This window comes from Corynebacterium urealyticum DSM 7109, assembly GCF_000069945.1.
Lineage (GTDB): Bacteria > Actinomycetota > Actinomycetes > Mycobacteriales > Mycobacteriaceae > Corynebacterium > Corynebacterium urealyticum.
Map to the genome: position 1 here is coordinate 2,005,833 of NC_010545.1, position 20,667 is coordinate 2,026,499.

Here is a 20,667-nt window from a genome sequence, read left to right on the forward strand (position 1 = left end):
GACATCCCAACAGACCAGCAGCCTGCCTTTCCGCTGCATACCCCTACCTGCCCCGCAATCCCCCCTGACCAATCCCCGCACAGTGCGGCTTCAGTCACCCCGTAGGATCCCACGCAACGTTTGTGACGGGAGTGGCAATAGTGAAATGTGCCCTGCGTTATAATCAGGCCATGTCTGCGCCGCTCTATGCCGATGCCGATCGGTGGATGGATCGTGACGACTCGCCCGCGGGCGGTCGCACGGTCCGCGGCCTCATTGCCCCAGCCATGGCGCTGCCCAAGCGCTTCCTCAACTTCATCTCCACCACGCCCGGGATCCTGACGATTATCTCCTTCCTACTCGTCGCCGCGATCCTCGCCGCTGGTGGCGCGATGGCGCTGAGCTCCACCTGGCGGCAGAACGACCTCAACACCCTGGTGAGCCGCACCGAGCCGCTATCCAACGCGGCCCAGGAACTCTTCAACTCCCTCTCTGTCGCGGACTCTGCCGCCACCACGGAGTTCCTCGAAACCAAGGAGCAAAGCTCCACCCAGTCCCAGAGCTACGACCGACACATCGCCAACGCGAGCCAGGAGATCATCAAGGCCTCCGCCGGCATCGACAATGTCGACTCCCGCGAGATGGAGCTCGTCCTCCAGCTGCAGACGAGCCTGCCCCGCTACGTCGAGCTCGTCTCCGAAGCGAGCGCGAACGACCGCTTCCGCAACCCCGTCGGAGCGTCCTACCTGACGCAGGCCTCCCACCTGATGCAGCAGACGATGCTGCCCGCCGCGGAGGAGCTCTACACCATCACCTCCAAGCAGGTCAGCGAGCAACAGCGCAACGTGATCTCGCCGATGTGGTTCCCGCTGTCCGGGCTCATCGCCGCGGTTGTCCTGCTGATCATCGCGCAGCTATGGCTCTCGGCCAACACCAACCGCGTATTCAACATCGGGTACCTGACCGCCACGACGCTCATGGTCATCGCCCTGCTCGTGGCATCCATCAGCGCGGGCTGGACCTGGAAGGCCGGCACCAACTGGATCCAGTCCTCCATGGGCCCGCTCGAAACGCTCACCCAGCAGCGCATCGCCGCCCAGCAAGCACGCACTGGCGAAGCCCTGGGGCTCGTGCAGCGCAGCTACGGCGACGATAACCAGGAGGAATTCTCCACGACGATCGCCCGGATCGACAACGAGCTCGAATCCATCCGCGACACCGTCGTCTCCCCACACCGCATCGTCTTGGCCCGCGAGCACCTCCAAAAATGGGACGCCGCCCACGCGACCATGGTCTACGAACTGCAGCACGGCAACTTCAAGGCTGCCTCCGCCGCCGCCCTGGGCTCCCCCTCCGATGACGACCAGCACGCCGTCGTTGCGAACTCCAACCGCTCGCCCAATGACGTCCAACTCGACCTGCGCACCAGCTACACATTCTTCGACGAAGAACTGCAGGAGCTGATCAGCGAGTCCCGCGCCCAGCTGCGCGACGTCCTCACCGCAGGGCAGTCGGCCGCACAACGCACCGCGACGATCGTCGCCATCATGACCGCCGTCGCCGCGATCGCCACGCTCGCCGGCACCAGGCCGAGGGTGAGGGAGTACCTGTGATGATCGACGCCAACCGCCGCACCACCCGCGCACGCCACTCCCGCCTGTTCCGGAGCACCGCCGCGCTCCTCGGCACCGCGACCCTGCTCACCGGCTGCGCCACCACCCCGACCAGCCCGTCCTGGCCGATCGTTGCCAACGAGCCCGACTCCGACCTGCCCGCCCAGGCACGCATCTATGACACCTCCGACCTCGAACCCGTCTACACCGAGCACACGGAGCCGCTCGGATCCCTGGCCCCGACCGCAGCCAGCGTGCAGGAGAATGTGCCGAATATCTCCAAGCGTGGTCGCCTCATCGTGGGCGTGGCTCAGTCCCTCTACCGGCTTGGCTACCGGGACTCGGAAAGCTCGGACCTGATCGGCTTCGAAGTCGACCTCGCCCGCGAGATTGCCCGCGATATCTTCGGCGACCCAGACAAGGTGGAATTCCGATACGTCGAATCCCGCCACCGCGAGGAGGCCCTTCGCACCGGCGATGTGGACCTCGTGCTGCGCACCATGACTACCACGCGGAAACGCCAAAAGGCGCTGGAGTTCTCGATCCCCTACCTCCATGTCCAGGAACGCCTGCTGACGCAAAAGGGCTCCGGAATCGAATCCGTCGCCGACCTCAAGCACAAGACCGTCTGCGCCTCCCAAGACTTCCCGCCCGGCATGGTGGCAGACCTCCTCCACCCCAAGCGCATCCTGCAGACCCGCACGTGGACCGACTGCCTCATGGCCATGCAGCAGGGGCAGGTGGACGCCATCTACTCCGACGACGCGGTCCTCTCCGGGCTCGCCGCCCAGGACCCGGACACCCAGCTCATCGGGGCTTCCCTGGGCGAGGGCTACTACGGCGTGGCCATGGCCCCACCCGGCAAGGTCGTGGCGCCCGGCGCGGAGTCCCTCGACGAGGACGACGAGCACGTGAGCTGGCAGAGCGAGGGGCTCACCCGGCAGGTCAACCGCACGCTGGAGCGGCTGCGAGACAGCGGCGAGCTGAACCGGATGTATAAGAACTGGCTCGAGGAATACCTGGGCCCAGCGAGGGAGTTGCCCGCCAAATACCGCACGCCAGAGGAATCCGCCGCACTGCAGAAGGAACGCGAAGAGTACAACAGGGAGCAGATTCCAGGCCTCGAAGAAGAGAGGGGAGGCGAGTAAGAGATGAGCGAGAAGGACGCACCGGAGCAGAACGTCCAGGAGCAGGACCGCACCGAACCGGAGGCGGTGACCGGGCCGGAGGCCGTCACCGGTGCCACCACGGAACGCACGGAACCGGACGTGGCCACCGGCCCGGCGACCGAACCCCGCGCCGGGAAGGAAGACGAGGAGGACGGCGAAAGCGGTACCGAGGCCGTCGTCTTCGACCCCTTCGCCGACGACGATGACGAGGAAGAATTCGACCTCGCGGACCTCGGCGACCTCTCCGACCTCATCGAGCCCGGCAGCACCTCCCAAGGACGCAGCCAGGCCGATGTCCCCACCTCCGCCACCGAGGTCGGCAGCAGCACCAGCGGGGCCACCACCGACCCCGTCAAAGTCGACTCCGGGGAACGCTCCCGCAGGGAGGCGCTCTCCACCTTCCGCGAACTGCGCGGCGCAGCGCGTGAGGGCAAGAACGTCGCCGACGGCATGGTTCACCTGCCGTTCATCACGCCCACCGACCCCGAAGAAGCGATCATTGACCCCAGCGCGGCCATCGCGAAGGGCATCGACCCTCCCACGCTGAAGGCCGGGGACCTCATCGCAGGACAATACGAAATCCTGGGCCCCATCGCCCACGGCGGCCTGGGATGGATCTACATCGCGACCGACCACAACGTCGCGAACCGCTACGTCGTCCTCAAGGGCCTGATGGCGACCGAGAACGAGCACGAACGCGCCGTCGCCGACTCCGAACGCGCCTTCCTCGCGGACATCACCCACCCCGGCATCGTGAAGATTTTCAACTTCATCGACGATCCTCGCTCCCCCGGCGGATTCATCGTCATGGAGTTCGTGGGCGGGCCTTCCCTGCGCGAACGGCGCCGCGAATCCCCCGACAACACCCTGCCGGTGGACATCGCCATCGGCTACATGCTGGAGGTCCTGCCTGCCCTGGACTACCTGCATTCCCGCGGGGTGGTTTATAACGACCTCAAGCCCGACAACATCATCATCACCGAGGACCAGGTCAAACTCATCGACCTCGGCGCGGTCAGCGGCATCGGGGCGTACGGGCACATCTTCGGCACCAAGGGCTTCCAGGCGCCCGAGATCGCCAGCACCGGGCCGACCGTGGCCAGCGATATCTACACCGTGGGGCGGACCTTGGCCTCGCTGGTCGTGAACCTCCCCATCACCAATGGCGCCTACGACCCCGAGCTGCCCACCCCGGAAGAGGAACCACTATTCCAGCGGTACATGTCCCTCTACCGGCTGCTTCTCCGGGCCACCGACCCGGACCCGAATAAGCGCTTCAGCTCCGCGGTCACGCTCGCGAACCAGATGGTCGGCGTGCTGCGCGAGGTGCTGGCGATCCGGGACCGGGTGCAGTACGCGCACCTGGACACCCGCTTCACCGCGCAGCGCTCCACCTACGGCACGAAGCACATGCTCTTCCGCACCGACCAGCTCATCGACGGCATCCCACGATCCGTGCAGATCGCTGCCTCTGAAGTCATCGCCGCGCTCCCGCTGCCGCTGACCGACCCAAGCGACCCCGGCGCGTCGCTGCTCTCCGCCGCACGCTACACAGAGCCTGGGGAAGTGCTGGACACGCTGGAGTCCGCAGCCAAGCAACCGCAGATGTCCAGCTCCGTGGAGATCCCGCTGACGATGGTGCGGGCGCGGCTCGACATGGGGCAAGCCCAGGAGGCACAGGACAAGCTCGACGAGGTACAGGATTGGCTGGGCGGTGACTGGCGCTTCCGGTGGCTCTCCGGTGTGGCGGCGTTGCTGCGCAGCGACTTCGTCACCGCGCAGTACCACTTCAACGAAGTGCTGCATCTGCTGCCCGGCGAGCCGGCACCGAAGCTGGCGCTCGCGGCGACGAACGAGCTGCTCATGCAGCAACAGGGGGTCAACACCACCAAGCTGCTCGACGACGAGACCGCCCAACTCGGCGCGATGCTGTCCTATGCCTACCGCACGCCGATGACCGAGGATGTGAAGGTTCCCCCAGCGCGGCACTTGTCGCAGGATCCCGCCACGCTGCGGATGCAGACGATGCGCTTGTACGGGCTGGTGTGGGCGACGAACCCGACGACCGTGTCCTCTGCCTTCGGGCTCGCGCGGCAGCTTGCCGCTGAAGGCCTGGTGGATGCCGCGGTGGGTGTGCTGGACCGGGTGCCAGTGGCTTCGCGGCACCACCGGCTGGCGCGGCTGACCAGCATTCTCATGCTGATCAGCGACCGCAGTAGGCTCTCGGAGTCCCGGATCCGGCGTGCTGCGCGACGGCTGGAGATCATGCCGACGAACGAGCCCCGGATGCAGCAGGTCCGACTCGCGGTGATGCTGGCAGGGCTGAACTGGATTTACATCAATAAGAAGAAGGGCAACGATGTCAGCAGCGAAAGCCCGCTCTTCGACGTGCCATTCACGGAGCGTGGGCTGCGGCTGGGCCTGGAGCAGGGGCTGCGGATGCTGGCGCGCCAAGCGCACTTCGATCTGCACCGCTTCCGGCTGGTGGATATGGCGAATATGATCCGCCCGCGCACCTGGTTCTGATGCGTTTGTAGCGCCCCCTCCCCAACCCCGCCCCCGTTGCTTCGCGAATGCCTGCCTGCGGAGGCTGAAATTGGGGCGCTTGTGAAGCACTGGGCGCTGGCGTCCAGGCGCTCGCCTAAGATCAGAACCATGATGATCCGCACCGTGCGCCGCAGCACCGGGGAAAAATTCACCCGCCGTGCCCGGCGCGTCGTCGCTGCGTTCGCCGCCGCACTCGCGGGGATGCTCGTCCTCGCCGCCTGCTCCTCGGAAGAAGCAAACGACGAACCCCTGCGCGTCTTCGCCGCCGCTTCGCTGAGCGTTGCCGGCGATGACCTGCAGCAGGCCTACGCCGACGAGCACGACGGCCAGCAGATCGAGTGGAATTTCGCCGGCTCCTCCGCCCTCGTCCGCCAGATTGAGCAGGGCTCCCCCGCGGATGCCTTCATCTCCGCCGACGAGAAGAATATGGACAAGGCCCTGAAACTCCCGGAGTTCAGCAAGGTCACGGACCGCGACGAGCCACGCATCGTCGCCACCAACCAGCTAGTCCTGGCCGTCGCGGAAAACCCCAAGACAAAGATCACGTCGCTCAAGGACCTCGCCACGGGCGCGCGCGTCGCCATCTGCGCCCCGGAGGTCCCGTGCGGCACCCTCGCCCACGAGGCGCTGAAGAAGGCCGGCACCCCAATCGAGCTGCAGAACCCCTCCGAAGAGGCCAACGTCTCGAACGTCGCCACCAAGGTCGCCACCGGCCAGGTGGACGCGGGCTTTATCTACGCCTCCGACGCCGCCGCCATCCAGCGCCAGGGCAAGAAGATCACCACCCTGCCGGCCGAGCACGTTTCCCCGAATAAGTACCCCGCTGCCAGCACGGATGCCGGGGCGAATCACTCCGCCACCGAGTTCGTCCGCTGGCTCGCCTCCCCAGAAGCCCAGCGCATCCTCGCTGAGCACGGCTTCGGCCCTGGAGAGTCCGAAGAGTGAGCACACGCGCCTTCCCCCTCTGGACACTCGCGCTAGCAGTCCCGGCCTTCGCGCTGATCGCGGGCCCGATGCTGGGGCTGCTGCTCAACATTCCGTGGCCGAAGGCGCTGCAGCTCGTCACCGCCCCTGAGGTGCTGACCTCGCTGGGGCTCTCGCTGTCCACCGCCGCGATCGCCACCGCGCTCTCCGGGCTATTCGGTGTCCCTCTGGCGCTGTGGCTCGCCCGCCTCCAGCGCCGCCGCCCGGGGTTGTCGCAGCTCATCCAGCTCGCTGTTTACGCCCCGCTGGTGCTCTCCCCTGTGGTCAGCGGCCTGGCACTCGTGTTTTTCTGGGGACGTCCCGGCCTGCTTGGCCCCTTGCTGGATCGCGCGGGCTGGTCGTTCGCCTACACGACGTTGGGAGTCGTGGTGGTGCAGGTTTTCGTCGCCCTCCCCTTCGTCGTCGCGACCGCGGTGACGGCGCTGCGGTCAGTCCCCGATTCCGTTCAGGACGCCGCCGCCGTGGACGGCGCGAGCAGGTCCGAGGCGCTGCGGTTGATCATTCTGCCGATCGCGTGGCCGGGGATTGCGGTGGGATTGGTGTTGGCCTTCGCCCGCTCGCTGGGCGAGTACGGGGCTACGTTGACCTTTGCCGGTAATGTCGCCGGCCGGACCCGCACCCTGCCGCTGCTCATCGAGTTGGGCTTGAGCTCCAACGATATGGACCGCGCGCTGGGGGCCTGCCTGGTGTTGCTGGCGGTGTACGTTCTGGTCGTAGGCGGTATCGCTGGGCTGCGCCTGGTGCAGCCCAGCCGCCGTGGCTAAGGCGTGTCTGCCGCGAAAGTTAAGCTGTCTAGCGAAAGCTAATTCTTGCCCCAAGGAGTGTGGAGAACATGTCCGACCCGCAGCCGCAGCTGACGCATGTGCGCGGTGATGGCTCCGCCCACATGGTGGACGTCACCGCCAAGTCCGAGACCACCCGCACCGCGACGGCGGAGGGCTTCCTGCGGACGCGGGAGGACGTCCTCGCCATGATCTTCCAGGACGGCGGCGGCGACCAGGCCGGACTGCCGAAGGGGGATGCGCTGCCTGTGGCGCGAGTCGCCGGGATCATGGGTGCGAAGAAGACCCCGGAGATTATTCCGCTGTGCCACCCACTCCCGCTGGGCAAGATCACCATTGACTTCGAGAAAGTCACCGATCCCGCCCCTGCCGTGCGGATTCTCGCGACGGTGAAGACCCGCGGTGTCACCGGTGTGGAGATGGAGGCGCTCACCGCCGTGAGCAGCGCGGCTCTGACGGTGTACGACATGATCAAGGCCGTGGATAAGCACGCCGAGATCACGGGCCTGCGGGTGCTGGCGAAGGCCGGCGGTAAGTCCGGGGATTGGAGTGTTAATGACTAGCACGGAATCGGCGCAGGAACTCCGGGCGAGGAACGCCGGCCGCACGGGGCTGGTGATCGTCGCGTCCACCCGGGCGGCCGCCGGCGAGTACGAGGACCGCTCCGGCATCATCGCTGTGGAGTGGCTGCGGGAACGGGGCATCGACACCCCGGATGCGCTGATCGTCGCCGACGCGGACGTCCCCGCAGTCATCGATCAGCTCTTCACCGGCGACGGGAGCACGGGAGTTGCGGGTGCCGGTGCCGGTAACCTCCCGGAGCTCGACGCACTACCCGACGTGGTGCTCACTTCCGGGGGCACCGGGATCTCCCCCAGTGACGTCACCGTGGATGCGGTGGAGCGCGTGCTCACTCGCCCACTGCCGGGCATCGCCGCTGAGTTCTTCCGGGTCGGAGGGGCCAAGGTGCCGACGGCGATCCTCTCCCGCTGCGTCGCCGGGATCGTCGACCGCCCCAAACCGGCCTTCGTGATGACGCTGCCCGGGTCCCGCGGCGGGGTGCGTGATGGGCTGGAGGTGCTGGACGGGGTGCTCGAGCACCTGCTGGACCAGCTCGCGGGTGGCGGCGACCACGAGGCCAAGGCTGCACAAGCCCCGACGGCAGAAGCTTCACCACCTGCGCCCACGCACGTTCCTGAGTCAAGCGCTGCCGAGCAGAACCACACGCTGCACGGGAGCGGCTGCTGCCACAGACCAGCCGTCCCCGATCCGCCGCACGTCGCGGAACAGACGGGCGTCGTCGTCCACACTCGGATCACCGAGGAGCCGCTGGAATCGCTGCTCAGCTCGGCGAAGGACGTCACCGCCACCCCAGCGATGGGCGCAGTCAGCACCTTCGAGGGTGTGGTGCGCGACCACGATGGTGGCGAGCTCGTCGACACCCTGACCTATAGCTGCCACCCCAGCGCGGCGCACGTGCTGCGGGAAGTGGTGGAAGAGGTCGTGGCCACCCACCCCGACGTCCGCGCCTGGGTGGCTCACCGCACCGGACCGCTGGAGATCGGTGACCTGGCGTTCCTCGTGATCGTCGCCGCTGCGCACCGCGGCCCAGCCTTCGCCGCCACCGCGGAGCTGGCCGACCAGGTTAAGGCGCGGGTGCCGATCTGGAAGGAGCAAAAACTCCGCAGCGGGGCCACCACCTGGGTCGGGCTCGATAGCTAAAGCCCCGCAGCAGGGGCTGCGGGGCTGCAGGGCTGTGAGATGTGGGCGGGTCCCACCCTCGGGTTCCGGCGAGCCCCGCCTCGCTTGCCTCTCCTCTCCCCTTTTCCGCTCCCGCGCGCCCTCCCTTCCCCCGTTTTGCAGAGTTTAAGGTCGCAAAAGCCACAAAAACCGACATCAAACTCTGCAAAACGCATATGAGAGTCGACCAAAAGCGGATAAGGGAGAGCGAATCACGAAAGGCCAAGACCACACCCCTCAGCCGTGCCACCCCCGCCCTGCGACACTTCATTCTGCGTTTGATTCCACGTCATCTCGGCATCCTAACCTCTCGGATTGTCCAACAAAGCAGCGCAACAATCGGAGATGAATAACCCCTTGCCATCCGACAACGCCACCCCAAACCGCAAGGTCAGCCGCCGTTCCCTGCTGGGCGGCGGCTCCATCCTCGCCGCCACCGCAGCCGCCACCGGGTTCGTGACGAATACCCAGGCCCAGTCCTCGCACAGCTCATTCTTCGGCTCCAGCCACGGCTCCTCCAACCCAGGCGGAGCCAACCCAGGCGCTGGCGCCCACGGCAAGCTCCCACTGCGCTTCCAGCCCAACGGCCGCTTCAAGATCGTCCAGTTCAACGACACTCAGGACGACCACCTCACCGACCGCCGCACCATCGAATTCATGGGCAAAGTCCTCGACCAGGAGAAGCCGAACTTCGCGCTCATCAACGGCGACGTCATCACTTCCGGTCCGAAGAACCCCCGCCAGGTCTACGAAGCCATCAACAACGTGGTCCTGCCGATGGAGTCCCGCTCCATCCCGTGGGCGATCACCTTCGGCAATCATGATGAAGACTCTGTCGAGGACGCCAACACCGGCGTGTATGAGCGCCACATGGCCGAGTTCGTTCGCCAATACAAGCACAACCTGAACCCGGTGGCGCCCGACCGCCCCTTCGGCCACTCCGATGCCCAACTGTTGATCGCGTCTGCCAAGAATCCGGCACAGGCCAGGTTCGCGATTTGGCTGCTCGATTCGGGCAACTACCTGCCCGAGGCCGACCCCGTGCAAGACAACGACGACGTTCCCAGCTACGACTACATCCGCCCAGCTCAGGTGGAGTGGTACGTCGGCAAGTCCATCGAGGCCGAGAAGCGCTATGGCACCAAGGTCCCTGGCCTCATGTACTTCCACATCCCCACCTACGAGCACCGCGACATGTGGTTCGGCGGCCCGGCCAAGCACCTCGCAGCCAACCACGCCAAGGCCAAGTCCACCTTCAACATCGAAGGGGTGAAGAACGAGGACGTGTACTACGGCTCCTTCAACTCCGGGATCTACGGCGCAGCGCGCGACCGGGGTGATGTCCTGGGCATTTACTGCGGCCACGACCACATCAATAGCTATAAAGGCGACTACTTCGGCGTGGAACTCGGCTACTGCCCGGGCACTGGTTTCGCCCCTTATGGCCTGATGGACGGCACGTGGCAGCAGCACACCCTGCGCGGTGCGCGTGTGTTCGAGCTCAATGAGAACTCGGAGAAGATCTACGAGTCCACCCGGCTGCTCTTCGCCAAGGACATGGGCGTGGACATGCAGCCGAAGAAGCAGCCCATCGCGAAACCAGCCGCGCTGCCGAGCTACGTGAAGTTCCCGCGCTAGCCGCGCGGTGCTACTCCACAGCGGGGCCACCACCTGGGTCGGCCTGGATAGCTAGAGCCCCGCGCACCCTCCCCTCCCCCGTTTTGCAGAGTTAAAGGTCGGAAAACACCCAAAAAGCGACACTCAACTCTGCAAAACAAGGATGAGGGGCGGGCGAATCACGGAAGGCCACAACCACACCCCGCAGCGGGGCCACCACCTGGGTAGGCCTCGATAGCTAGCCCTCCGCGCGCCCTCTCCCCTTTTCCGCTCCCGCGTGCTCCTCTCCCCCGTTTTGCAGAGTTAAAGGTCGCAAAACACCCAAAAAAACGACATCCAACTCTGCAAAACGCATATGAGAGCGGGCAAAACGCGGCTGAGGGAAAGCGCATCACGGAAGTGCAAAACAAAGGAAGAAGCTGGCGGCTCGCAAGCCACCAGCTACCCCTCTCGGCGAGGCCTACTGCTCGGCCAGCTCCATCGCGTACTGAGCGATAGCCAGCTCCTCGTTGGTCGGGACCACGAAGACCTTGATCTTCGAGTCATCCGTGGAGATCACACGCGGGCCTTCCACACCCTCCTTGTTGAGGTTGCGGTCCTCGTCGATCTTGATGCCGAAGCCCTCCAGATCAGCCATCGCATCCTTACGCACGAACGCGGCGTTCTCGCCGACACCAGCGGTGAAGGTGATCGCGTCCGTGTGGCCCAGGATCAGCATGTAGGAGCCGATGAAGCGACGCAGCTGGTGAATGTAGATCTCGTAGGCCAGGGTGGCGTCGTGATCACCCTGGTCGATCAGCTCCTTGATCTCGCGGAAGTCGTTGACGCCCGCGATGCCCTTCAGGCCGGAGTTCCGGTTGAACAGGTTATCGATCTCGTCGACCTTCATGCCGCCAGCACGGGCCAGGTGGAAGATCACACTCGGGTCGATGTCACCGGTACGGGTGCCCATGACCAGACCAGCCAGCGGGGTCAGACCCATGGAGGTATCGATCGCCTCGCCACCACGGATCGCCGCAGCAGAGGCACCGTTGCCCAGGTGCAGGGTGATCTGGTTGATCTTCTCCGGCTCCCGGCCCATGATCTTCGGCACCGCGCGGGAGACGAACTCGTGGCTCGTGCCGTGGAAGCCGTAGCGGCGGATGTTGTACTTGTCCGCGACCTCCTTGTTGAGGCCGTAGTGCGCCGCGTGCTCCGGCAGGGTGGAGAAGAACGCCGTATCGAAGACCGCGACGTGCGGCACGTGGCCCAGCAGGGCGCGGGCGTTCTTGATGCCGTCGATGTTCGCTGGGTTGTGCAGTGGCGCCAGCGGGACGAGCTTCTCGATCTCAGCGACCATCTTGTCGTCGATCAGCACGGGCTCGGAGAAGGTCGCACCACCGTGCACGACACGGTGACCAACCGCGATGAGGTTCAGGTCCTGCGGGCCGCAGCCCAGCAGGGACATCATGCCGAACGCACGCTCCAGGCCCACCGAGTGGGACAGGATCGGGCGGGAGTCCTCCATCTTCGTGGTGGCCGTGGCGATCTTAATGTGGCCCTTCGGCTCACCGATCTTCTCGACGATGCCGGTGATGAACGGCTCTTCGTGCGCATCCGCGCTCGGGTCCAGGACCTGGAACTTGATGGAGGAGGAACCGGAGTTCAGAACCAGGACGAATTCGATCTCGCCTGCTGCTGGATCGTGCTCGGAGGGTGCCATGGTGATTGTCCTTTCGGAAGCTGAAGTGGTGAGGGGTGAGTGATGTTGTAGCTCGGGTACTTAGCCGGCCTGGATCGCGGTGATCGCCACGGTGTTGACGATGTCCGGGACGGTCGCGCCACGGGACAGGTCGTTGACCGGCTTGTTCAGGCCCTGCAGAATCGGGCCGACCGCCAATGCGTTCGCCGTGCGCTGCACCGCCTTGTAGGTGATGTTTCCGCTGTTCAGATCGGGGAAGATGAAAACATTGGCCTTGCCTGCCACGTCCGATTCCGGCATCTTCTTCTGACCCACGGAGGCGACGGCAGCGGCGTCAAACTGCAGTGGTCCGTCCAGCTGCAGTTCCGGGTTGTCTGCCTTCGCCTTCTCGACGGCGGCGGCGACAGCTTCGACGTCCTCGCCCGCACCGGAGGTTCCGGTGGAGTAAGAGAGCATCGCGACCTTCGGGTCGATGCCGAACTGGGCGGCTGTCTTCGCGGACACCGCGGCGATCTCGGCGAGCTGCTCGGCCGTCGGGTTCGGGTTGACCGCACAGTCACCGAAGGCCCACAGGTAGCCGTCCATGACCATGAGGAAGATGGAGCTGACCACAGAGGCGCCCGGGGCGGTCTTGATGATCTGGAAGCTCGGGCGGATGGTGTGCGCGGTGGTGTGCGCCGCGCCCGAGACCAGACCATCGGCCAGGCCCTTGTGAACCATCATCGTGGCGTAGTAGGAGATGTCCTTCATGGTCTCCCGCGCCTCGTCGAGGGTCACACCCTTGGACTTGCGCAGCTCCGCGAAGTCCTGGGCGAACTCCTCCAGCTGGGTACCGCTATTCGGGTTCGTGAGGGTAGCGCCGGAAAGGTCCAGCTGCAGCTCGCGGGCGCGCTGAGCGATCGCGCTCGGGTCGCCCAGGATGGTCAGGCGGCAGACGTTATGCTCCAGCAGCTGGTGGGCTGCCTGCAGGATGCGGTCGTCGTCGCCCTCCGGCAGGACGATGTGCGCGTTCTTCTCACGGGCCTGGATGATGAGGTTGCGCTCGAAGAGCTCCGGGCCGACGATCGGCTCGCGAGTCTCGGACTTGTGGACGCTGCCAAGATCGACGTAGCTGATGGCCTCGCCCTCGCACTCCAGTGCGGAGGAGGTGCTGGCGGGGCCTTCCAACATCGCGATGCCCGCCGGGACACGACCGATGCGGACGAGCTGGCCGAGGGACTGCTGCACGGAGATGCGGTCGGCGTCGGAACCTGCGACGAGGATGTGAGAGGCGCCCAGCGCGCCGGCGAGGCGGGCGTCGAAGGAAACGGACCCCGTGCCGACGAGAACGTCGGCGCTGGTGGTGCTGCCGAATTCCAGAGCCTGAGGGAAGTCCGGGTGGGACGGACGGATGTGTTCAAAAAAGGTCGGCGCTGCTGCCGCCACCGGCGTTAGCTGCCTCGATGATCGTGGGGCGCTGCGCTGCTGCGCTAGCCAGGGGGCTCACGACTGCTGTGACGGTCACCTAGTTCATCCTCCAGAGCTTCGTAGCGGTTAGCCGACCACAGTTGTCTTATATCGGTGGTGGGCTCGCAGCCCGCCACTATTACTGTGATCGGCTTCACTTTCTAGAAGAAACAATAACGTAGCGCACGTCACAACGCACGTTCGTATCCAGCCTACCTACACCCCTTTCCTACCCCTATGTATTTCCCGGGTTTGAACACTCAAAGGATGGAAAGCGGCAGCGCCACCGCACCACCTCGCGGCGGATCACAAGCCCCCCAAACCCTCAGGCCATGGCGGGCCAACCCCAGGCCTCGCCAGACATCCCCCGTGCGCTAGCGCAGTTTTTAGAGTGCGCTAGCGCCGTCCCCCCGCGTGCACCCGGCTATAGCGCTGGTCTGCGTGGCAATCCGCATCCGGAACCACGCCCTGCTGGCCTACCGGCGCCTCCGCAGAGCCTTCCGCGTCCGCCGACGCAGCCGGCGTTGCACCGTCGTCCTCGGTTTCCGCCTCGGCGGAGCCCTTGGCAGCCGACTTAGCGCGAGTCCAAGCCTTGCCTCGCCACAGGCCCCAGAGCACGATGACGGCGAGGATGGCCAGACCGATCTCCACCGCGCGCAGGCTCACCGTTCCCCCGGTCACCAGGCGCGAGGAGTTCAGCAGAACAAGCAGGAGACCCACCAGGCCACCGAGCACGGTGGGGTTGATGCGGCTCACGGCCCAGGCCGCGATCGGTGCGGCAATCACACCGCCGACCAGCAATCCGGCCACCGGCTGCCACAGGGACAGGAACTGCGGGCCCAGCCCGAAGATGAACCCGGCGGATGCCGCAACAGAAACCAGGAATTCCGAGGCGCTGACCGTACCGATCACCTTCCGCGGCTGAGTCTTAGCAACCGTCAGCAGCGTGGAGGTGGTCATGGGCCCCCATCCGCCGCCACCGCTGGCGTCCAGGAATCCGCTGGTGATCCCGAGAACACCCAGGCCGATGCGGGTGCGAGGTGCCCGGCGCGCGGTGTCCCGCTGCTTTTCTTCCTTAGTCTTCGACGCCTGCCTGGCGCTGGAGAGGAAGATCGAGCGGAAGAGCAGCCACAGTCCGAGCAGGAGCAGGAAGCTTGTCACCACCGGCTCGGCGGCCGCGGTGGAGATCTTGGAGAGCACCGTCGCCCCTAGGAAGGCACCGATCGCGCCCGGCACGCCGAGGGACAAGACGGTGGGCCAGTGAACGTTGCCGAGCTTCCAGTGGGCCGTGCCAGAGGCGGCGGTCGTGCCCACCTCGGCGATGTGCACGGCGGCGCTGGCCGCGGCGGGGCCGATGCCGGTGATCAGCAGCACCGTCGTGGCGGTGACGCCGAAGGCCATGCCCAGGGCGCCGTCCACGAGCTGTGCAGCCAGACCAGCGATGGCGAAAAGCAGAATTTTCCTCATGCCGGCACCCTCTCTGTAGCCCAGTGGCTAGCCGCGGCAGCAGCGGACGCCGCGCCAGCCAGGGCGGCGACTCGTGCGGTCACCAGCGGGGCGATCGCGGTGCCGAGTGGGCCCGCAGCGATCGCGCCCGGCACATCGACTGCCTTATCCAGCAGCAGGCCCGGGGCGAAGAACAGTGGCAGTACCGCGGTGGGTGCGGCCTGCGCCCCAGCGCGCTGGTCCAGCTCCTCGCGGTGCTGGGCCACGCTAATTCCCCCGCCGGTGGCGAAGATCGCCCGGGCGGGAATCCCCAGCAAGTGGCCTACCTCGGTGGCCAAATCCTCGACCGCCTCGTTGGCGCCCGGCACGGAGGACCCGACGGCGTAAACCACCGCATCTCCCACTGCATCGGCCTCCTCGCGGTGGCCGTGAGCCTTTCGCCACTGAGCCACGAGGAGCTCAGCCACATCAGCGCCCAAACCAATCGGTTCGGTGGCGCGCAGGGCCACACCATGGTTGCGCTCCGCCTGCGCGATGGCCGCGGGGACGTCCTTGCGCAGGTGGAAGGCGCTGGTGAACAGCAAGGGCATGACAACAGCCCGACGGTGACCAGCGGCCCGCAGCTCGCCGACCACGGCATCCAAGGTGTATTCGGAGAAATCCAGGAAGGCAGCACGCGCACCAACTTCTCCGGCAATCGCGTGCACGACATCCTCGGCACCGCGGCGTCGCGAGCCATGAGCCAGCACGATCACCGGCTCAGTCTGGGCGAAAGACTCGGCACACATCAGCTGCTCACCAAACCCGCGGTCAATGTATCCCCGGTCGAGGGGTTGATCAGCAGGAAGGAGCCCGTCTGCCCGCCCCGAACGTAGGCCTCCACCGCCAGTGGGTCGGCCACGGCCACGCGGATGCGGGCGACGTCATTCTGCTCCAGGGCGGTGGCCGGCCCCCCGGCCTCCCCCGCCTCCGCAGCCGCGCCATCGGCGATGCTCAGCTGCTCGTCGATGCCCAGCACGCGGGCGCGGACCTCTGCCGGGCCGTAGCGCAGCAGCAGGTTGGAACCGACCCGCACCGGCGCATCCGCCAGGTGGAAGGCCAGGGCGGAGAACTGGGTGACCGGCTCGGGCAGGGTCTCGTCGGAAAGGATGGAGCCGCGGGAAATGTCCAGCTCATCCTCCAGGCGGAGGGTGACGGACTGCCCGGCGGTGGCGCACTGCTGCGGGCCGTCCGGGGTGTCGATGCCAGCAACGCGGGAGCTGCGGAAACCAGCGTGCACGGTGTCCCCGACCGCGACCTCGCCGGAGGTGATGCGGCCGGCGTAGCCCCGGTAGTCGGTGGCGTGGTCGCGGATGACGAACTGCACCGGGAAGCGGAACTCCTCGGTGGCCGCGGCGGCGGGGCGGGCGTCCTCGAGGATCGTCAGCACGGATTCGCCCTCGTACCACGGGGTGTTCTCGGACTTGGAGACGACGTTGTCGCCCACCAGCGCGCTGATCGGGACGATGTCCACGACCGGCAGCTTCTCCTCGCCGAAGGCGCCGCGCAGCTCGTCGACGAGCTCGCGCACCTGCCCCGCGGCGGTCTCGAAGGCCTCCTGGGAGTAGTCCACCGCGTCGATCTTGTTCACGGCGACGACGACCTGCGGGATGTCCAGCAGGGCGGCGACGGTGAGGTGGCGGCGGGTCTGCTCGATCACGCCGTTACGGACGTCGACGAGGATGACCACCAGGTCGGAGGTGGACATGCCGGTGACGGTGTTGCGGGTGTACTGAACGTGGCCCGGGGTATCCGCGAGGATGAAGCTGCGGCGGTCGGAGGCGAAGTAGCGGTAGGCCACGTCGATGGTGATGCCCTGTTCGCGCTCGGCGCGTAGGCCGTCGACCAGCAGTGAAAGGTCGGGATTCTGCAGGCCGCGGGCAGCGGAGACGCGCTCCACGGATTCCAGTTGATCGGCCAGGATGGACTTGGTGTCGTGCAGCAAGCGGCCCACGAAGGTGGACTTGCCATCGTCGACGGAGCCCGCGGTGCACAGGCGCAGGGTCGGGGCTTCCTCGTAGGACGTCGCGGCGGTTACGCTCGCCTGATCGGCCCCGGTGGTCGTGGTGGATTCGGTGAGGGTGGTCGGGGCGGTCATCAGAAGTAGCCTTCCTTCTTGCGGTCTTCCATGGCGGATTCAGAGAGCTTGTCGTCAGCGCGGGTGGCGCCGCGCTCGGTGGTGGTGGAGGTGAGGATTTCCTCGATCACTTCTTGCGGGGTGGTGGCGTCGGAGAGAACCGCGCCGGTGCAGGACATGTCGCCCACGGTGCGGTAACGAACCGTCTTGGTGACCGTCTCCTCGCCTTCGCGGGGACCGCCCCACTCGCCGGCGGAGAGCCACATGCCGCCACGGTTGAAGACCTCCCGCTGGTGGGAGTAGTAGATCGGTGGCAGCTCGAGCTTGCGGTCGCGGATGTAGTGCCACACGTCAGCCTCGGTCCAGTTGGAGATCGGGAAGACGCGCATGTTCTCGCCGGCCTGAAGCTTGCCGTTGTACAGACCCCACAGCTCGGGGCGCTGACGGCGGGGGTTCCAGCCACCGAAGCCATCGCGGATGGAGAACACGCGCTCCTTGGCACGCGCCTTCTCCTCGTCACGGCGGGCGCCGCCAAGGACGGCGTCGTAACCGCGCTGCTGAATGGTCTCGACGAGCGGGACGGTCTGCAGCGGGTTGCGGGAACCGTCCGGACGCTCCTGCAGCGCGCCGCTATCAATCCAGTCCTGGACGTGCGCGACGTGCAGGTTGATGCGCGGATCGGCGGCGATGCGGTCGCGGAAATCGAGAACCTCCGGGAAGTTATGACCGGTGTCCACGTGCAGCAGCTCGAAGGGAACCGGGGCGGGGTGGAAGGCCCGCTTGGCTAGCTCCAGGACGACGACGGAATCCTTGCCGCCGGAGAAAAGCAGTGCCGGTCGGTCGAACTGGCCAGCGACCTCCCGAAGGATGTGGAGGGATTCGGCTTCCAGCTCCGCGAGGTGCGGACTGGAGAGCTCGGTGTTGGATTGTGCGTTGGTCGGTTCTGCGTTGGTAGTCGTGGTGCTCATACGTGTAGTCCGCATTCTGTTTTGTTGGTTCCTGCCCAGCGCCCGGAGCGGGGGTCCTCCCCCTCGGCGACGGGCAGGGTGCAGGTGGCGCAGCCGATGGACGGGTAGCCCTGCTTAGTCAGTGGGTTGATGATGAGGTCGTTGTCTTCGATGAAGCGCTGGACGTCGTCGTCGGTCCATGCCGCGATCGGGTTGAGCTTCAGCCGACCGGTGCGGTCCACCTCGATGACGGGGGTGTTCGCACGCAGCGGGGAGTCGACGCGGCGGACGCCGGAGACCCAGGCCTCGAAGGGGTCGAGCATCCTCGCGAGGGGCTCGACCTTGCGCATTCGGCAACAAGCCGTGGGGTTGCGCTGGTACAGGTTCGGCCCGTACACGTCGTCCTGCTCCGCGCGGCTCAGGGTCGGGGTGATGCGGCGCAGCGGAAGGTTGTAACGCTCCTCGACGGCGGCGGCGGTGTCGAGGGTTTCCGGGAAGTGGTACCCGGTGTCGAGGAAGACGAGCTCGGCATCGGCCTGCTGGCCATCAAATGCCCGCTGGGCCAGCTCGGCGAGGATCGTGTCCTGCATGCTGAGGGTGATGGCCACGGGCCCGTCCAGCTGCTCGGCTGCCCAGGAGAGTATCTCTGCGGCGCTGGCGTTGTCCAGCTTGTCCTTCCAGGTGGCGACCAGCTCCTCGTGGTAGCGGCGGCGTTCGTCGGGGATCGGGGTGGTTGTGGTCTGGGCAGGCTGCCCATCTGGCTGGGCGGGGCTGACCTCGGGGTCACGCCAGTTGTCGTTGTGGGTGTTGAGGCTCAACAGGGGCTGAGGCTGTTGAGTGATGCCTGCCTGGGAATTGCGCTCCGGCACTGCGGCTCCTCGTTGCGTTCTTGTCGTCGTGTTTGTCGTCGTTTGTTCTGCCGTGTGGTGAGCCCGGCTTCCCCTCGGAGGAGTAGAAAGCCAGACAGACCGCTCGGTCTAGGATTAGGGCACATACTAGGCGGGAATTGTGACACATGCAATAGAAGCGCAAAAGCCCGCCCGAGAAAAGAGCGACCACCTGCACTTTTACTTAGACCGCCTGGTCTACTTCCCAGCCCTAAACGACGAAAATATAGCCCCAATAACGAAGTAATCCCCCGTCCGATAGCATCAACCTCACAAATACCCCCCTCACCACCGAAGAAATCACATGACCGGATTGCCTTTGATGGGCGTCTTCGTTCTCGCGATCGTGGCGCTCATCCTGATGATCTCCAAGCTGCGTATCCACCCATTCCTGTCGCTGCTTTTCGTCTCCCTCGTCTTCGGACTCATCGGAGGCGTGCCACTGCTCGATGCGAAGGACGCCGATGGTGAAGTCATCACCACCGGCATCACCAGCCTCATCGGCGAAGGATTCTCCAGCACCTTCAAGTCCTTCGGCCTCGTCATCATCTTCGGCACGCTGATCGGCTACGTCCTGGAGAAAACCGGCGCCGCCTTCCAGCTCGCCGACGCCCTCGTGCGCCTCATCGGCAAGAGGCACCCAGTGCTGGCCATTCAGCTGATGGGCTGGATCGTGTGTATCCCGGTGTTCTCCGATTCCGGGTTCGTCATCCTCAACCCGGTGCGCCGAGCCCTCGCGCAGCGCACCGGCGCCTCCCCCGTAGCGATGGCCATCGCCCTCTCGGCGGGACTTTTCACCTCCCACGTCTTCATCCCACCAACCCCCGGCCCCATTGCCTCGGCCTCCAACCTCGGCCTGGAGGATAACCTCCTGCTCGTCATCGGCCTGGGCATGCTCGTGTCCATCCCGGTGCTGATCGTCTCCTACTTCTTCTCCGTCTACATCGGCAAGAAGATCACCACGCCGGAATCTGAGGTCATCCCAGATCAGGACGTCGAAGCCGCCTACGAGGAACTGCGTAACTCCTACACCCGCCTACCGAGCACCCTGACCTCGGTCCTGCCGATCATCGCCCCGATCATCCTCATGGCCGGCGGCTCGATCGCGAATATGTTCAAGTGGACCGAGGGCCTCGGGCGCCTCATCGTCTTCCTGGGCAACCCAATGCTCGCCCTCGCGATCGGCTTCCTGCTCGCCGTGATCCTGCTGGCTGAAACCCACATGATGGACCGCTTCCACCGGTTCACCGAGGAGGGCCTGCGCATCGTCGGCCCGATCATCTTCATCACCGCAGCCGGTGGCGTGCTGGGCAAAGTCATCGCCGAGACGGATGTCGTCGACTTCATCTCCAACAACGCCACCGAACTGGCAGGCCTCGGCCTGTTCTTCCCGTTCCTCGTCGCCGCCCTCTTCAAGACGGCACAGGGTTCGGCGACGGTTGCCATGGTCACGACCTCCGGCATCGTCGCCCCGCTCCTGCCCGTTCTTGGCCTGGAGACCCCACTGCAGGTCGGCCTCGCCGTCATGGCGATCTCCGCCGGCTCCCTGACCGTGTCCCACGCGAATGACTCGCACTTCTGGGTCGTCACGAACTTCTCCAAGATGACCCCTCAGCAGGCCTACCGCTCGCAGACCGTGGTGACTGGCCTCATGGGCGTCACCGCAATGCTCTTCGTGTGGGTATTGAGCCTGTTTATCGTCTAGCACCACGA

At 65.8% G+C, this 20,667-nt stretch carries 16 protein-coding genes; 9 read left to right on the forward strand and 7 right to left on the reverse strand.

The genetic code is table 11. The annotated features are described in order from the left end of the window. The first annotated feature begins 170 nt into the window (after positions 1 to 170). From CU_RS08675 to CU_RS08710, 8 genes are all read left to right on the forward strand, one after another. Positions 171 to 1,592, forward strand: a complete 1,422-nt coding sequence (locus tag CU_RS08675) for a hypothetical protein (protein ID WP_231837657.1) — start codon at positions 171 to 173, stop codon at positions 1,590 to 1,592. After that, positions 1,592 to 2,740, forward strand: coding sequence for a transporter substrate-binding domain-containing protein (locus CU_RS08680; RefSeq protein WP_012360966.1), 1,149 nt, complete (start codon positions 1,592 to 1,594; stop codon positions 2,738 to 2,740). The genes CU_RS08675 and CU_RS08680 overlap by 1 nt, the downstream gene beginning before the upstream one ends. A gap of 3 nt (positions 2,741 to 2,743) precedes the next feature. Beyond that, on the forward strand, positions 2,744 to 5,287 hold the full coding sequence (locus CU_RS08685) for a serine/threonine protein kinase (protein WP_012360967.1): 2,544 nt from the start codon (positions 2,744 to 2,746) through the stop codon (positions 5,285 to 5,287). Between the two features lie 129 nt (positions 5,288 to 5,416). Next, entirely contained in the window at positions 5,417 to 6,253 is an 837-nt protein-coding gene (gene modA / locus CU_RS08690; RefSeq protein ID WP_231837658.1) for a molybdate ABC transporter substrate-binding protein, read from the forward strand. Further along, the gene (locus CU_RS08695; protein WP_012360969.1) at positions 6,250 to 7,056 is read left to right on the forward strand and encodes an ABC transporter permease; all 807 of its coding nucleotides are present in this window, start codon (positions 6,250 to 6,252) and stop codon (positions 7,054 to 7,056) included. The genes modA and CU_RS08695 overlap by 4 nt, the downstream gene beginning before the upstream one ends. Before the next feature lie 68 nt (positions 7,057 to 7,124). Then, positions 7,125 to 7,637, forward strand: a complete 513-nt coding sequence (gene moaC / locus CU_RS08700) for a cyclic pyranopterin monophosphate synthase MoaC (RefSeq protein WP_012360970.1) — start codon at positions 7,125 to 7,127, stop codon at positions 7,635 to 7,637. Beyond that, a complete protein-coding gene (locus tag CU_RS11100) occupies positions 7,630 to 8,796 on the forward strand; it encodes a molybdenum cofactor biosynthesis protein MoaE (RefSeq protein ID WP_012360971.1) in 1,167 nt (388 codons plus the stop codon). The genes moaC and CU_RS11100 overlap by 8 nt, the downstream gene beginning before the upstream one ends. 363 nt (positions 8,797 to 9,159) lie before the next feature. Next, complete coding sequence (locus CU_RS08710) at positions 9,160 to 10,452, forward strand: metallophosphoesterase family protein (protein ID WP_231837659.1); 1,293 nt, start codon at positions 9,160 to 9,162, stop codon at positions 10,450 to 10,452. Positions 10,453 to 10,891: 439 nt separating this feature from the next. Here the strand turns inward: CU_RS08710 and CU_RS08715 are convergent, their stop codons facing one another. From CU_RS08715 to CU_RS08745, 7 genes are all read right to left on the reverse strand, one after another. Further along, on the reverse strand, positions 10,892 to 12,133 hold the full coding sequence (locus tag CU_RS08715) for an acetate kinase (RefSeq protein ID WP_012360973.1): 1,242 nt from the start codon (positions 12,131 to 12,133) through the stop codon (positions 10,892 to 10,894). Between the two features lie 60 nt (positions 12,134 to 12,193). Next, entirely contained in the window at positions 12,194 to 13,537 is a 1,344-nt protein-coding gene (gene pta, locus CU_RS08720; protein WP_012360974.1) for a phosphate acetyltransferase, read from the reverse strand. A 417-nt stretch (positions 13,538 to 13,954) separates the two neighbouring features. After that, entirely contained in the window at positions 13,955 to 15,025 is a 1,071-nt protein-coding gene (locus tag CU_RS08725; protein WP_012360975.1) for a sulfite exporter TauE/SafE family protein, read from the reverse strand. Beyond that, positions 15,022 to 15,792, reverse strand: a complete 771-nt coding sequence (locus tag CU_RS08730) for a sirohydrochlorin chelatase (RefSeq protein WP_012360976.1) — start codon at positions 15,790 to 15,792, stop codon at positions 15,022 to 15,024. The genes CU_RS08725 and CU_RS08730 overlap by 4 nt, the downstream gene beginning before the upstream one ends. Next, a complete protein-coding gene (locus CU_RS08735) occupies positions 15,792 to 17,141 on the reverse strand; it encodes a sulfate adenylyltransferase subunit 1 (RefSeq protein WP_012360977.1) in 1,350 nt (449 codons plus the stop codon). The genes CU_RS08730 and CU_RS08735 overlap by 1 nt, the downstream gene beginning before the upstream one ends. Further along, entirely contained in the window at positions 17,141 to 18,088 is a 948-nt protein-coding gene (gene cysD / locus CU_RS08740; RefSeq protein WP_041628523.1) for a sulfate adenylyltransferase subunit CysD, read from the reverse strand. The genes CU_RS08735 and cysD overlap by 1 nt, the downstream gene beginning before the upstream one ends. Next, positions 18,085 to 18,936 carry a phosphoadenylyl-sulfate reductase gene (locus CU_RS08745; protein WP_012360979.1) on the reverse strand — a complete coding sequence of 284 codons (852 nt, stop codon included), beginning with the start codon at positions 18,934 to 18,936 and terminating at the stop codon, positions 18,085 to 18,087. The genes cysD and CU_RS08745 overlap by 4 nt, the downstream gene beginning before the upstream one ends. A gap of 322 nt (positions 18,937 to 19,258) precedes the next feature. Here CU_RS08745 and CU_RS08750 point away from each other — a divergent pair, with 322 nt between their 5' ends. Next, entirely contained in the window at positions 19,259 to 20,659 is a 1,401-nt protein-coding gene (locus CU_RS08750; protein WP_012360980.1) for a GntP family permease, read from the forward strand. The last annotated feature ends 8 nt before the right edge of the window (positions 20,660 to 20,667 follow it).